At 63.2% G+C, this 14,915-nt stretch carries 9 protein-coding genes; all 9 read right to left on the bottom strand.

Going from position 1 to position 14,915, the window contains the following annotated elements:
- Positions 1 to 5: 5 nt before the first annotated feature.
- Entirely contained in the window at positions 6 to 299 is a 294-nt protein-coding gene (locus ASC76_RS19205; RefSeq protein WP_157615857.1) for a hypothetical protein, read from the bottom strand.
- A 10-nt stretch (positions 300 to 309) separates the two neighbouring features.
- Positions 310 to 561: a hypothetical protein gene (locus ASC76_RS19200; RefSeq protein WP_056470109.1), complete on the bottom strand. Its 252-nt coding sequence runs from the start codon at positions 559 to 561 to the stop codon at positions 310 to 312.
- A gap of 70 nt (positions 562 to 631) precedes the next feature.
- Positions 632 to 1,750: a hypothetical protein gene (locus ASC76_RS19195; RefSeq protein WP_056470107.1), complete on the bottom strand. Its 1,119-nt coding sequence runs from the start codon at positions 1,748 to 1,750 to the stop codon at positions 632 to 634.
- Positions 1,751 to 1,822: 72 nt separating this feature from the next.
- The gene (locus ASC76_RS19190; protein ID WP_056470104.1) at positions 1,823 to 5,881 is read right to left on the bottom strand and encodes a hypothetical protein; all 4,059 of its coding nucleotides are present in this window, start codon (positions 5,879 to 5,881) and stop codon (positions 1,823 to 1,825) included.
- Between the two features lie 71 nt (positions 5,882 to 5,952).
- Complete coding sequence (locus ASC76_RS19185) at positions 5,953 to 9,078, bottom strand: hypothetical protein (protein WP_056470101.1); 3,126 nt, start codon at positions 9,076 to 9,078, stop codon at positions 5,953 to 5,955.
- 11 nt (positions 9,079 to 9,089) lie between these two features.
- Positions 9,090 to 9,638 (bottom strand): hypothetical protein, encoded by a 549-nt coding sequence (locus ASC76_RS19180; protein ID WP_157615855.1) that lies wholly within the window; start codon positions 9,636 to 9,638, stop codon positions 9,090 to 9,092.
- Positions 9,638 to 10,108 (bottom strand): hypothetical protein, encoded by a 471-nt coding sequence (locus tag ASC76_RS19175; protein WP_157615853.1) that lies wholly within the window; start codon positions 10,106 to 10,108, stop codon positions 9,638 to 9,640. The genes ASC76_RS19180 and ASC76_RS19175 overlap by 1 nt, the downstream gene beginning before the upstream one ends.
- A gap of 70 nt (positions 10,109 to 10,178) precedes the next feature.
- The gene (locus ASC76_RS19170; RefSeq protein ID WP_056470091.1) at positions 10,179 to 14,267 is read right to left on the bottom strand and encodes a hypothetical protein; all 4,089 of its coding nucleotides are present in this window, start codon (positions 14,265 to 14,267) and stop codon (positions 10,179 to 10,181) included.
- Positions 14,267 to 14,842, bottom strand: coding sequence for a hypothetical protein (locus ASC76_RS19165; RefSeq protein WP_056470088.1), 576 nt, complete (start codon positions 14,840 to 14,842; stop codon positions 14,267 to 14,269). The genes ASC76_RS19170 and ASC76_RS19165 overlap by 1 nt, the downstream gene beginning before the upstream one ends.
- Positions 14,843 to 14,915: the final 73 nt, after the last annotated feature.

Below are 14,915 nucleotides of genomic sequence, written 5' to 3'. Positions count from 1 at the left end.
CTCCGTTAATGGTTGAACTGGGGTGGGAGGGTCTGGCCGAGTTCTTCGGCGCCGAACGGGGTGCTGGCTGCTGCGTCGCGCAGCGCTTGGAGGGCGTTGCCTTCCTTCGCCACACCGGTGATGTTGTTGTCCTTCAGAAACTTGATGGCGAGGCTCAGCATCTGCTTGTCGTACATCTCGCCGATGACCTTGCCGTCGCAGTCGACGATGGGCTTCTTGGTCTGGACTTCCTTGGCCAGGATGTTGGCGACGGTGCCGTGCAGGCCGTCCATGGCTGATTTGCTTGCTTTTTCGCTCATGGCGCTCTCCTTAGTGCTTGGCGATGAACAGGACGATGCCAGCGGTGGCCGGGGCGCCCAGGAAGGTGATGAGGGCCAGGATGCCGCGCATCTTCAGGTTCGATTCGTGCAGCGTTTCGACGCGGGCCTCGAGCTTTTCCACGCGGGGCTTGACGACGCGCAGCTCTGACAGGATTTCGACGAGCGTGAGCTGGGTGGCTTGCGAAACCTTGACGACGTCTCGCAGTTCTTGCTTGATTTCGGTGATATCGGGGGTAGACATTTGTGCTCCGTAAACGGAAGCGGCCCCCCGGATTGCTCCAGGGGGCCGCGAATGGGAAAACGTAAAAGGTTTAGGTGAACAGCACAGCGTCTTTGTAGGCGACAGCAGCTGCAACCGAGGTCGCTGGGGTTCCCGGATAGCCGGTGATGGTCAGGCGCAAGCGCACCGCGCTCAGGAACGAGTTGGGCACGTTGATGGCGCCGGGCACCAGCTGACGGAAGAAGCCGTTGGTGCCGGCCGTGCGCGTCAGGGAGGTGGTGCCGGTGATGGTGGTGGTGTCCACACTGCCGTTGGCGTTGGTCGACCAGCTGACGGTGCCGCGCGTGCCCCAGCCCAGGGTGCCCGTGCGTGCACTGACTTCGAGCGAGACCGAGATGCGCTGGTCGGCATACATCTGCACGCTGTTGGCGATGATGTCCTCGAGGTACAGCGCCCGGCCATGGTGGCCCGGAACGTAGAACGTGACCTGGGTGCCGATGTCCGCCGACGGGAAGTCTTTGGCTTCGGTCACGGTGGTGAAGTAGCCTGAACGCGAGAACAGGTTCAGCGACGTCAGCTTGCTGCCGTTGGACAGCGCCAGCGGCGCCAGCAGCAACTCGGTCGTGCCGGAGGCCACGGTGCGGATGCCCGGCGCGCTCGGGGCGCCCACCAGGGCCGTGCCCACCATGTCGGCCGTCATGACGAACTGCTGCGAGGTCGAAGGCACGCCGCCATCGGCCGGCACAGGGGTGGCCAGGTTGATGACCGAGATGCGGCCGTAGGCGAACTCGACCGGCAGCACGAACGCGATGTGCGGCGTGGCGGTTGGCTTGGTCTCGATGTAGATGGTGATGTGGTCACCCGTTTTGGCGCCGACCAGGTCGAACAGCGCGACGTTCTGCGCGGCAACATCGGTGAAGTTGACCTTCTGCAGACTCAGGCGCGAGGCCGGCGTGATGGACTTGAACTGATACACGCGGCTGGAGCCGTCGCTGCCCTCATCGGACGCGGTGGCATCGACGTCGCTGTAGGCCACGGTGATGTTGGCTCCCTGCGCCGGCGCCGTTTCAAACAGGAGGTCCCAGGACGGGGTCAGCGCGAAGTAGGGCTGGACGACGCCGTCGACGGTGGCCGAGGCAACGGTGGTCACCAGGCCGGGCAGGTCGAACCCGCGGGTCACGCCGTCACCGAGGAAATTGATTGTGGTCATTTACGGTCTTTCGTAATGGAATGGATGGAACAACGCCCCCTGCATGCACTAGGGGATACAAGGGGCGTGTTGTTAGTCTTCAGCCTTGGGCGGGCGTGGAAGACGCTTGGGGAACTCGTTGGCCAGCATGTTGACAACCGGCTGCGTCCACCATTGACCTAATTGCACGGTGCTCAGTGCGGAGCGCACGTCGCCTTTGCTGACTGGCCGGCCGGTGGCCACCTTGGCCGTGGTCGACACCGCCCCGATGAGCTGGGAGCCGAGTGAGAACGCCGGCGGCGCGATGGTGCCTGGACGGCCCGATGCGGTCTGGTTCGAGAAGTAGGGGCGGTTGCCCGTGACTGCGAACGCCGTGTCGATGAGCTGCGGCAGGAAGCCACTGAACACCGAATTGCGGAAGCCTGCCTTCATGAGCTCCGACGTCTTCAGGCGCTTTTCGAGCTCTGCCGGGTCGTCGTAGTACATCAGGTAGGTCCGCGCCATGTAGGCACCGGTGGCACCCACGAAGCTCAGCGCCCAGCGGGCGGCCTGGTCGGCACCGAAGTTGCCCAGGTCCCGACGCGTGCGGCCCGTCGCCACCATGACCGGCTGCAGGAACTGCAACGCGACCTTGGAGAGCTCCGTGCGCATCAACGGCGTTCCGCCACCCAGGCTTGGCACCTCGGAGGCGTTCAGCTTGGCGTGCTTGCGCATGGCCCCTTCGAACTGCGCCGACAGCCACGGGTTCTCACCCTGGATGGCGTTGAAGTTCATGTCCTGCAAAATGCCCTTGCTGTCAAACTTGGCGTGCTTCTCGAACAGCTTGCCCAGCTCAGTTGCCATCTCGCGCGTGATGCCCAGAGGGTGCAGCTGCTTGGCGATGTATTCGTCCGTCACCTTCACACCGTTGCGGGTGATGTCAGCAATGAACTGCGCAACGCCGCGGGCGTGGAACGCCTTGAAGAAGTTGGACGCACCCACCAGGCCGTTGAAGCGGAACACCTTGCTCGCGGCTACCTGGACTGGCCGCATCACGCGCTGCTCGATGCCATGCTCAATCTGGTGCCTTGCAACACTGCCGACGCCCTCCGCCCCGATACCCATGGCCGCCATGATGGAGCGCGTCATTGGGTCGTGGGGCTGCATGCCTGCGATGGTGCGGAACGTGTCCATCAGGCCCGGCATCGAGCGCCGGTGGCTGGCCGCGAACTTGGCACCCGCCAGGCCGGCAATACCTTCCGGAATCGTGCTGGCGACGAAGAGCTTGCCCATCTGGATGGCCGTCACCAGGCGCAGCGTGGCGCCGAACGCGGTGGGTTCTCCGAACACGGTGGTGTGGCCGGCGTCGCCCTTGATTTTCATCCGGGCCGCACGCAGCACTTCGATTTGGCGCGCCGTGGCGCCTTCCTGCAATGCCTGGTGGATGTAGGCCTCGAATACCGTCTGGCTCGACATGTCAATCTTGTGTGGCAGAGATGCCTCGAGAAACGCGCGATTTCCCGCCAGTTGCTCAATCCAGTCGCCCGACGTGATGCTCAGGTCGTTCACATACAGGTCGTTGATGGCGAACTGCTGCGGCTTGCCGGCGTCGTCGGTCCAGCGGTGCACGTAGTCGCGGTCCAGTTTCAGACGCTGCTGCGTGACCCCTGGCTTGCCCTCGGGTTGCATCATTTGCAAGATGGACAGGATGTCCTCGGACTTGTTCTTGTCAGCCCAACCGCGGGCCACCAGTTCCTTCAGCGTTTCCGTCACGTCCATCCGCGCCATGCGGCTGAGCGTCGGGTCCGCTTCCATGCGCATGACGATATCGGTAAAGACGGCTGCCTTGGCGTTGGCCTGTTCCACCGTGAGGGTGGGTTGTTTGAGCCGGATGGCTTCGCCAATGCCCTCGACCATGCGGTCCTGCCCGTGCGTGGAGGCGATGTCTCGCGCGCGCTCGTAGTTGTGCATCAAACGTACGTAGGCCGGGTCGGCCTGCAGGGCTGCCAGCGCCAGGGCGGGGCTGTCAGCTTCAAACTTCGTGCCGGCGGCCTTGTGGGCCTCTACAACGGCCTGGAATTCCTGGAGGGCCTGGGCTTCGCGCTTGGCGACCTCGTTGGCGTACTTGCGCAGCGCCGGGTCGGCGTTCATGGCCGGGTTTTTCTTGTAAAGCGTGGCCTCCGTTTCAAACTGTTCGATGAGGTCGTTGCGGTAGTCCAGCCCGACTTTGGCAATGCCACGCGACTTGGCCCAGGCTTCCAGTGCATTGCTGCGCTCGAGCTTGACGGTGCCCATGAAGCTCTCAACGATGTTGTCCTTCAGGATGTCGGCGCCGTTGGCCTGCACTGCACGGCCGGTTTTGCCGCCCAGGGGCGTCAGGGACATGTCGCTCAGGAAGCGTGCGGTCTCGGACTTCGACAGCCCCGGGATGAGCGCGTATTCCGAGCCCAGCGGGACGTTTTGCAGGCGCTCCGACAGGCGTGAGCCGAACGGGAGGTCGCCCAGCGAGCCGTGTTGCGGCCGCGCCGTCTTCGGCACAAACAGTTTCTTGCCCTTGCCTGCGATAACTGCGGCAGCGCCAGCAGCGCCCTGCAGAACGGCACCCGCGGCGCCGGCCACACCACCGACGGAGGCGTTGGCGTTGTCAGCAGCAGTCACCACAGCCCCCACACCGACGGCTACCAGGCCTGCCCGCGCAGCTTTGCTGGCAAACATGCTCGGTTTCTCGACGGCGGTGCCGCGGACGTGCTCCAGCGCCTGCTCGAAGTGAGCCGGGATGTCGAAGCTGTCCACGGTTGGGTGGTTCTCGACCATGTGACGCAGGCTGGTGGCCTTGAAGTCGCGCGCCACGTCCAGGATTTCCTTCTCGGTAAGCTCCGGCATGGCAGCCTTGACGCGCGAGAGCACTTCAGCGTGGTCGGTGGCCTGCTTCTCGAACGACAACTTGAACATGTCGGCGTCCAGCTGGCTCTCGAAGCGCAGGTTGATGGGCGCGCTGTCGGTCCGGCCCCACTTGGTCGTATAAAGCTTGCCTTCTGGCAACTTAGAGTTATGCGGTTCCTGAATACCTGCTCCGGCTTCCATCTCAGCCAGGTGCTCATCCTTTGCCGCAGATTTCACCGTTGAAATTTCGGTGTCCTTGGCTTTCGGCTCGGCCTTGGCTGGCGCTGGTTCACCCTTCGCCTGCTTGACGGCGTCGGCTAGCTCGCTCTCGGCCTTTGGTTCGACCTGGAGGTCCGGGTCGGACGGGCGTTTGCCCTTGCCGTTCGGGATGTCGGAGTCCTTGAACTCCGGGCTGACAGGGTGGCCTTCACCGTGGATGGCGGCGTCAGCCTTGTCTTGGTGAACTTCGACGCCCGTATCCTTGACCATGCCCACTTCGGTTTCGGACTTCTTGCGCTGGATGTAGCGCTTGCCGGCGTAGCCGATACCCTCCATACCAAGGTGCATGGCCACGAACTGAGCGGCCAGGGAAGTGCCGTGGCTGAACGTGAGCTCCTGGTCATTGGCATCGGCCTCGAGGGCGGCAACGCCATACCCACCAACGGCAGAGCCGCCTACGCCGGCTGCAAACTTACCCGCCTTAGTGACTTCTTTGACGCCTTGAGAGAACGCCTTCACACCCATACCGGTGACACCGCGCACAACCCCTGCAGACCCCAGCGTCAGTGCTGTGGCGGCCGGGTCAAAAAACATGGCAGTGGCTTCACCGGCGCTTCCGAGCCAGCCGTTTTTCTGCATACGGTCCGTTGCAGCAAACTCGTTCTGCTGATTGGAAATAATAAAGTCCAGGTGTGCTTGCGACACAGCTCGCTTCGAAATGCCTTCCCAGCGGTCTTGCGGGATGCCTTTGGACTTGAAGTAGGTCTCCAGCTCATCCGCCGTTTGCGGCAGGGAATCGGGGTCCGGCTGGAACTGCTGCACGCCGTACATCCGCAGGACGCCACCTACGGCATCATCTCCGGTCGGACTAGCTGCCAGTAAGCGCTCCACGCCATTGATGGCCATGCGAGTCGTCAGCGTGGTTCGGCCAGTGTCCAGGTCGTTCTGACGTGCACGTGCGAAATAGTGGTCGAACGCGCCAGGGGTTGCAGCCTCTTTGGCCGCTTCCTGCTGCACGACCGTCTTCACGGAGTCCTGCGTGATGGCCGGGTTGAAAATAAGGTCAGTCATTGGAATCCTTCTGTGCTTGTCGTTTTGAATAGGGGCGGGAGCCCGGCCGAAGCCGTCCCCCGCGTGTACGCTCAACCCAGCGTCAGGGCTTTTTTGAAGGCGTCAGGGCCTTGCCACATCGCGCGCACGTTGCGCATCAGGTCGGTGTTGACGTGGGGGTTGCCCTTGTCGTCGTGCCACACCACCTTCAGTTCGCGCAGCGCGTCCTCTTCCTTGCCGGCGCCAACCTTGCCCAGGAAATCCTTCAACACCTTCGACTTCCAGCCGGTGTTGTAGGCAAGCTGGCCGATGGCCGCCTTCTGGTACTGGTTCAGCCCATCCCATGCGCCGGGGTAGGAGGTGTCGAAGGCCTCTTTGGCCTTGTCCTGGTAGCGCGTGAACGCCACGCTGTGCAGGGCCTGCATCTGCGGCACCGTCAGCTTGACCTGGCCACCCTTGACCATCTCGATGAACTGAGGGGTGTTCGGGATGCCAGCCTTGCTGAAGTCCTTGGCAATCTGCTCGGGCGACTGGTGCTTGGTGTTGTAGCCCAGGCCAATCGTGATGCCGCCGTCGTTGTCCTTGTAGGGACGCTTCGGAATGCCTTCGCTGGCGACACCAATAGCCCAGGCGGGGTCGGTGTGCGCAGCCTCTTGAGCGTACTGGTAGTTCGACCGGGGGCCGGTGCCCTTTGCAACCGGTGCAGCCGGGTTGGCCTGCATCGCCTGGTTGGCATCGGTGGTCTTGCTCATCAGCGCATTGAGGTTGGCCACCTCCGCCTGCGTCTTGAGTTGCTGCTGCTTCTCGAGAGCCTGTGGGGTCATCTTGCCGGTGGCGTAGGCCCGGGTGTCCTTGTCCACACCTTTTGACTGCAAGCCGGCGTCGAGCGCCTTCTGTGCAGCAGCATTGGAATCGGCCGCCATGATGTCCTGGTAGCTCAGCCGCTCGGGCATCAGCTGCATCCCGGAATAGACCAGGTAGGTCGTCTCACCGCGGCGCTCGGAAGCGGGCACGATTTTGACTGGACCCGAAGCTTTGTACTTCACGTCCAGGTCGGCTTGCACCTTCTGGAACGCCTTGGCAACTGCAGGGGACGCGGTGGCGCCAACTGGCAGCATGACCGCGTAGCCCTCATCGCGGCTGAGCCAGTCATGCGTGTTGGACACACCAACGAAGCGGCTCTGAAGCTCTTTCGTCATGGCTTCCTGCGCCGCCTTCGGGTCACCGCCCGCCGCCGCCAGATACTGGGGGTAGAGCTGCGACGCATACGCCCGCACCGCTTCCGTGTTGTGGATGTTGGTGTTGAAGATGGTGCTGGTGTTGTTGGCCGTGCTGGACATGCTTGAAGCGATGCCGTCCAGGACTTCCTGCTTGGTGTTGTTGACCATTTCCTTCAGCTGTTCCACCTTTTCGGGCGAGGACCAGACCTTGGCGTTGTCGACTGCGCTCTCCAGCGAGCGACCCATCAGGTTCACCTGCACGTCAAGCGCGTTCATGTACGCCAAGCCAGCGCCCTTCAGGTACTGCGCGGCCGCCTGCGGGTTGCCCGATTTGCGCATCGCGTCCATGGTGACGATGGCTTGGACCAGCGCGGGGTTCACGACCTCCTTGCCCTGGTCATCCTTCACCTTGCCAGGCATCTGCTCGATGTTCTCGAACTTGGCCAACAGCGTCGGGCTCGGCATGTCGTTCTTGACGCCCAGGTCAATCATCCGGCGAACCTGGTCCGTCTCGCTCAGACCGCTCGAGCGCATCGCCTTCTCCGCCTTGATTTGCGCGTTGCGCTTGTCTTCGGCGGTGACGTCCGGCAGGTTGCGGAACGTGCCAGAGTTATAAGCTTCCTGAATAGCTGCGTCCTTGTTGGCCTTGGCGGCGAGCTTGCGGCCCTTGATGTAGAGCTCCATGCCGGCCTTGGTTTTGGTCAGGTCGAAAGCAGGGTTCAGCACAGTCTTGTTGGCCCACGCGTCGGCGTCCTGGAACATCGGGTCGTCCGGGTTGGTTTCCATCGCGTCTTCGAGCTGCGTCTGCGTCAGGGTTTCGACGCGCTTGCGCTCGTCCTCCATCTGCTTCTTCTGCTCTTGCGTGACCTTGCCCAGCATGTTGTCGATGCCGCCTTGCTTCTCGATGGCCGACACGCTGCGAATGCTCTTGCCGTTCAGGGCTGCCAGCGGGGCGTTGAGGATTTTTGCAATGCTCGGGTCGCCCGTCGTTTCCTGAATACCATTGACAGCCGAAGCCACCATGGCGGCCGCTTCCGAGCGCTTGACGCCCATCTCGTCAGCCTTGGCCAGCACTTGCGAAATCGACGCCTCGGTCACTCCGCTTTTGGAGAACAGGTCGGACGCCTCGGAACTGAGCAGCTCGGCCTTGGCGGTGTTGCCTTCCTTGGTCGATTTGCCGAGCAGCGCGTCGATGTTGTCCCGGTCCTTCGGCGCCGACACCATGCGCAGCGTCAGCCCGCCCAGGGCCTTCATCGGCTGGTCCAGGATTTGGGCCGCGCGGTAGTTGCCCTTTTCCATGCCGTAGCGCGCCGCCGACAGATAGGCCGGCACGATTTCGGACATCGGAATGCCCTTGGCCTTGGCGTCTGCCAACTGCGTCTCGATGGTGGAAAAGTTGTAGTTGTCCTTAATGGTTTCCGCTTCGGCGCCGTTGCTGAACGTGCTCACCAGCTGGTTGTGCCGGACCGTTTCCTGCAGGCCCGGCGCGTCGCCGTTGATGGTCATGGCTTGCTGCATCAGGTGCGGCATGACGCCGGCGATTGCCGAGGGGTCCTTCAGGCCCGCCGTGTTCTTGGCAATGAAGTCGGCCGTCCACTTCTTGAAGTCGGTGTTGGCAAACTCTTCGGGCTTCTTCTTCAGGGCCTCGTACTGCGCATTCATGTCGCCGGCCACCTGCATGCCCTTGACCTTGGCCCACGTGTTTACGCGCGCTTCGGTGTACCAGGGGGTCTGGTCGGTGGTGTAGACCGGCTCGGCGCCGTCCGGGTTCTTCAAGGCGTCGGCTTGCGCGCGGGCCTGCTCGGCCTTGACGAACTCCTGGTGCAGGTTGTCGGCAACGGTGTTGGCGCCCTGGTTGAACACGCGGATGGACTGCAGGAGGTCCTGGGTCTTGCTGGCGCTGGGCGCCGCGACGACGTCGACCGGGCGTGCGGCCACATTGAGCTGTTGCTCGCCGAAGCCGAACTGGCGTTCGCTCAGGTTGGTGTTGGTTGGCATTGTTTCCTTCCTTAGCCAATGAGGCCGGTGTAAGTCGAGTTCGGAATCTTCTTGCCGGCGCCGAACTTGTCGCCAGCCAGGCCGGCGAGCTGCAGGCCGGTGCCGAGCCACGTTGGAGCAGAGAGGCTGTTGATTTGGCCGACGGCGCGGGCGCGCATGGCCTGGCCTTCGAGGCCGGACTGGAGCAGGGCGTTGCCGCGGTTGGTCGCGATGGTTTGCAGGGCGTCGGACTCACGGAACGACAGCTCGGAGTTGAGGCGGTCGAGCACGCCGCCGGTCATGCCCATCTCGCCGGCGGTGGTGGTCAGCTTGGCGCGCTCCTGCGTCGCTTCGCGCGCCACCTGGCTCTCCTGCTGGGCGGCCTGGTCGGCCATCTGCTTTTGTGCGACGGCTTGCTGGCCCAGCTGCGCCTTGTAGTTGTTGCTGATGGCGTCAGCCTGGTGCTGGGCGTTCTGGTTCTGCGCGTAGGCAGAGTAGGCGGTGGTGGCCGCGGTCAGCGCGAGACTGCCAGCCTGGAAGGCGCTGAGCGCCATGCCGCCAACGGCGAGGGGGATGCACATTATTGGTCCTTCACGAAGCGGTAGGAGGTGGCGCCGTACTGCACCTGGATGTCGAACCCGAGGTGCTTGAGCCAGCGTTGCGCGACGGTGTTGTCGGCGTGCACGATGTTCTCGAGGTGGCCGTAGCGTTTGAGCCAGCGGGCGACCATGAGGGGTGCGAACTTGAGAATAATCTTGGCGTGCTCGTCTACGAATTCGTCGGAGCAGATGAGCCAGGGAACGCCGCCGCAGCGCTTGAAGTCGTAGGCGCAGCCGGCCAGCGCCAGCACACGTCCATCAACGACGTAGGCGTAGGCGTCGCGGCTGTCCCGGATGCTGTTCTCGAGCAGGGTGGTGCAGCTGCGGTTGTAGCCGTACAGGGCCACGATTTCCAGCACGTCCTGCTGGCGGATGTTCTCGGCCATGCTGCGTGCGTCTTTCAACATGGCCGGCCGAATGTTCGGATGGGTCATGCGGATTGCTTTTTTCATTGTCGTCTCCGATACATTAAGGGATAAAGTGGGCGGGGCCGCCCTGTGAAACGACCCCGCCCACATGGGTTTAGTTAATCCTGCGGGCGCGCTGAACGTACACGCCTTCCCACAGAATGCTTTGCAGCCGAACTGGTGCGAACCCATCGCTCACCAGCTCCACCTTAACGGTGGCTGCATCTGTCATGACCTGGAATCGGAACTGGCCGACCTCCTCCACGCCCGCGGGCGCGAACTGCTTGACCTGGGTGTTGCGGAACACCGGCGTGACCTCGCTGCGGAACTCACCGGTGCTCGCGTAAGTCACTGCCAGATTGCGCAGCTTCAACACGGCATCGGTCTGGGCCTGGCCCTTGTCGTTGCGCAGGTAAATCGGGCTCAGCTGGTAGCGCATCCGGTAGCCGAAGCCCACCAGTGCCGATGCCGTGGTCGTGCTGACATCGAACGTCGTGCTATCCACGCGAACCGCGTCCAACCTGGTCCCACCCAGTGAAACAAACACCGGGTCCAACGTGGCCGGATACGGCAGGACGAACCTGGTGGTCAACCCGGTTGTGACGCCGGTGACCTTGGTTTTCCTGTCGAGATGAACACGGAAACCTGGCTCATCCACCTTGTTTTCCTGCAGGTCAACGACCTCCAGATAAACGCCGTCCGCGCGTTGAACCACGATGTTCATGAGACCCTGGTTGAAATCCAGGCCCAACACGGTTGCATCGAAGCTCCAGCGGCTCCAGCTCTCCTGCAGTTTTCCTTGTTCGGCCGAGCCGTGCAAGAACTTGTAGACGTAGAGCGCGGTTGGTTCCTGGTCGCTCACCGCCACGGCCATGTTCTCGCCGGTCGTCGCCTTGAGCAGCCAGACGCCGCCCGGGATGTAGTTGGGCACGTGCCCCGTCACTTCATTGGCCTCGTAGTTCTGCGCGTTGTCCACGCTCACGTACTCGTAGCCGCTGGTGTAGCCGCTGCGCTCGTGCAGGAAGAACAGCCGCTTGCCGGCGTTGGCCGGGCGTGCATTGCCTGCGCTGTCGTAAGCCGTGCGCTGCTGGATGTTTGCCGTGCGCGGGGTCAACACACCATTGCTGGTGATGCTGAACTGCGCGCCGTCGCTCATCAGCACCATGGCGTCGTTGAGTTCCACTGCGTGTTTCAGGCTCACCACGCGCGTCGTGGCCAGCTCGACGTCCACTGGGTCGGAGTCCAGGACATCCTTGGCGCTTTCGGGCCAGAAGTCGAAGAACTCACCTGCTTTGGTCATGCTGACCGAGGACTCCGTGAGGAACCCCAGGCGGTTGCGGTGGTAGAACACATCCTTGATTTGTCGGCCCACGAAACTCGGGCGCGGAACACTGACCTCGTTGCCGGCCTTGCGCTGGGACCAGTCCGCCACCTTGAAGGTGAACGTGCCATCGGCCTCGCTGACGAGAACGTGCGGCATCAGCTCCGGAATGAACTTCAGGAATACATCGAGCGATGGACACTCTTCCCATTGGCCGCTCTCCTGGCCTTCCAGTGCGGTCCAGTCTGAACCGAAGCTCGTGGTGTGCAGGAGGAACCCGCCCGACAGACCGACCGTGTCTCCCGTGTACTTCGTCTTGCGCACCTCACCGTCCCGGCTGAAGCGCACGAAGTAGCCCTCGGCACCGCCTTCGCCCACGACCTCGACCGGGGTGTCCGGCACGAAGTTCAGGGGCAGGTCGGTGAACGTCTGCACGCGATTCTTCATCGCATACAGGGCCTGGTTGTTCCAGGTGTCCGAGTAGTCGAAGTACAGAACGCTGCCGGCCGTGCGCGCTTCGACCATGATGAAGCTGCCGAAGCGCTGCACGTCATACAGATTCCAGCCCGCGATTTGCTGCGCCAGCTTGGCCGCCACGTAGTCCAGGCGGTAGGAAGGTGCGTTGTCCGATTTGCCTGCGGTGTAGGACGCCTGGCGCCCGTTGATGCTGACCTTGTAAGTCTGTTCCGCCACGCCGGCCTTGACGACGATGAAGAGCCGGTCCTTGCGGAGCCCTTCCACCACCGCGCCGCCGACTGCATCCACCGTAGTGAACGCCAGGCCGTAAGGCGCCCGGGTCGAACGTGGGTAGGTGCGCGAGTAGCTGCCAACGGTGACCGAGAACGTCCCGGCGCCATTGCTGCGCGAGCGCGTCCACGAGTCAACCGCCGTTGCTGGCACACCAGCTGCCGTGAACGACGTTGCCAGTGCGCCAGCCACTGTCGTGGGCGTGGTGCCGGCCGCATCGGTGCGCGTGACGTTCGTGGTGCCGTAGGACACCGTGTAGGTCACACCGTCGCCAGCCAGTCCGTCCGGTTGAACGGGTCCGGTGGCGTTGTCCCAGAAGTAGCTGCGCATGGGGGTGCCCATCGTGCTGCTGCCTACCAGGTCAACGTCGGTCCGGAACACGCCAATGTAGACGTCGGGACTGCCGGCCAGGGTCGCGGCCAGGCCCGGCCAGCCAATCGTCTGCGTTTGCACGCCCGCACCGTTGAGCTCGGAGTGGTCCAAGCGGCTGCTGCGGATGACGTCTGGCACGGCGGCCACGGTCCAGCTCGACGCCACCAGGGTGAGCGCCAGGCTCTTGGCGCTGTTCAGGGCCACAACTGCATGGCCGAACGTGTCGTAGCTGTCGTCGCTCTCCACCCAGGCGCCGGTGGCGTCCTTGGTGAAGTAGGTGAAGCGCATGGTGGAAGCGCTGTAGAGCGCCGGCGGCGCAATTTGCACTGCGTCATACAGCGACGTGGTCGACATCGCGTAGCCATTGGAGAACTCGTTCACCGTCGGCGCCAGAACCTGCTCGGTGGTGCCGGCGAACCAGCGCAAGGCCGGCTGCGACAGCGCACCAGAATAGAAACCTGAGTAGATGTAGAACTGGCGATTCAAGGCAATCGGCGAATCAATGATGAGCTGGTTGCCCACGATGACCGGCACGACCGTTGGGTAAAGCGCCAGCACCGTGGCCTTCATATCGGCCAGCATGGTTGCCACCGACGTTCCCGCGGGGTAGCCCGTGGCCGGTACAGCGTAAGTGCCACCTGGGAACCAGCGCTCATCGGAACCGACGAAGAAGTTGCCGGCCTTGTCGAACACCTTGAACGACGTGCGGATACGGTCGAAGTTGCCAACCGGGCAATCAGGCAGGCAGGCTGCTGCCCACCGCGACGGGGTCAGCGTCGTCCATTCGACCGTGGTGATGTCCTTGCGGTAGACACCCACGCCACACTTTTGACCACCCGAGAGCAACGTTTGGAACGTGCCCCCGATGGTCGCCGCGGCCGTGGAGCTGTAGTACAGCGCCCCGGGCCAACCGACGTTTGCCAGGGAACCCTGGGTGTGACCCGAGGAGGCCTCGCGTTCATCCCGGAACAACCGGGTCGTCCGGTGAACGTAGGGCGTCCCGGTTCCGACCAGGACTTTTCCATTTGGTGCAACCACATAAGTGCCACCCGGGTTGATGGTCACGTTGTCAACGCGGTTGAACCTGCGGGCGGTCGTCTGCGCGAAGAAGGGGAACACGTCGTGCGCGACCACGGCGGCCGCTGGCGCAGCCAGGTCGGGGTAGTGGCCCAGCAGCAGGGCATACAGCGCGGCCTCGGCTGCGGCGAAGGTGTCGTACACGGTGGCGCTCTCGCGCATGGCCATGCCGTTCGCCCAGTCCGAATACCAGTAGGTGTATTTCTGGTCGGAGGCGCGGTAGTCACGCGGGATGGACAGGGTGCCGGTGGAGCGGTCGCTCGCGAAGGCTTCGCCAGACATCAACGGCGCCACGGTCTTGTTGACCACGATGGTGTTGTCAGCCACTTGCAGCAGCGTCATGTCGTCGCGCGGGAAGGCGCATTTCAGGTAGTCCTTGCTGGCCTGGAAGTTGACGGTTTTGGGCGCGCCCGTGACCATGTCGTAGGCCTTCAGGTCGCCGTTCTCGACCACCACCACGCTGCGCTCACGGTTGTCGCGGTTGATGGCGTGGATGTAGGGCTTGACCAGCTGGCGCGAGTCCAGGCGGGCGATGTGCTCGGTCGGAGGGCGCTTGGCCAGGCCATACACGGGCGAGCTCAGCGCGTTCTCTTGCGCAGCAGCTTGCGACGGCAGGCGGTAGGTTGGCGTCTGCTGCGAAACACCATTCAGCAGGGACGGAATGCCGCCCGATACGAGTTCACTCATTAAGACCTCCGAAGGCGCGAGGCCAGGTTGTAGTCATTCAGCATGGTTGCGCCGCGCGTGTCGCCTTCAGCCTGCAGCAGGTTGATGAGGGCGAGCTGTTCGTCGGCTTCCGTAAATTGATGCAGCGTGGCCGAGCCGAGGTCCGTGGTCTGGAAGCTGCGGGCGGCCTTGACGGCGATGTAGTAGCGGGCGTTCTCGGGCAGGAGCTCGAAGTCCAGCAGCACGACCACCTTGCACTTGATGGCGCTGGTGAACGTGTAGGTCTGGGTGCGCGGGTTGTAGAGCTTGGTGCCGCGTTGCACGAAGTCGCGGTTCTGGTCCATCGGGTCCACCTTCAAGGTGGTGCCGGCCAGGACGATTTCGCCGGCGCCGTCGGGCGTGAGGGGTACGTCCAGGTCGGTGTTCCAGTGCCAGCCGCGGGCTTGGACACTGCGGTTGATGACCCCCAGAACACGCATGGCGCGTTGTGCTTCTGGCAGGTCGGAGGGCAGGGCGTCTACGTCAGCTTCGCCAATGGCGGATAGCATCAGGTTCACAACGTCCAGCTCGGAAGTGAGGTCGAGCGGAAGGCTCATTTGGGCTCCTTGTCGGGAAGTGAAAAAAGGGGAACCCAGGTTTAGACCCGGATTCCCCTAGTTGCATCCCCGT

The sequence above is a fragment of the Rhizobacter sp. Root404 genome, from assembly GCF_001425865.1.
In the GTDB taxonomy this organism is placed as follows: Bacteria; Pseudomonadota; Gammaproteobacteria; order Burkholderiales; family Burkholderiaceae_C; genus LMDS01.
This window is presented reverse-complemented; position numbering and strand designations above follow the sequence as displayed.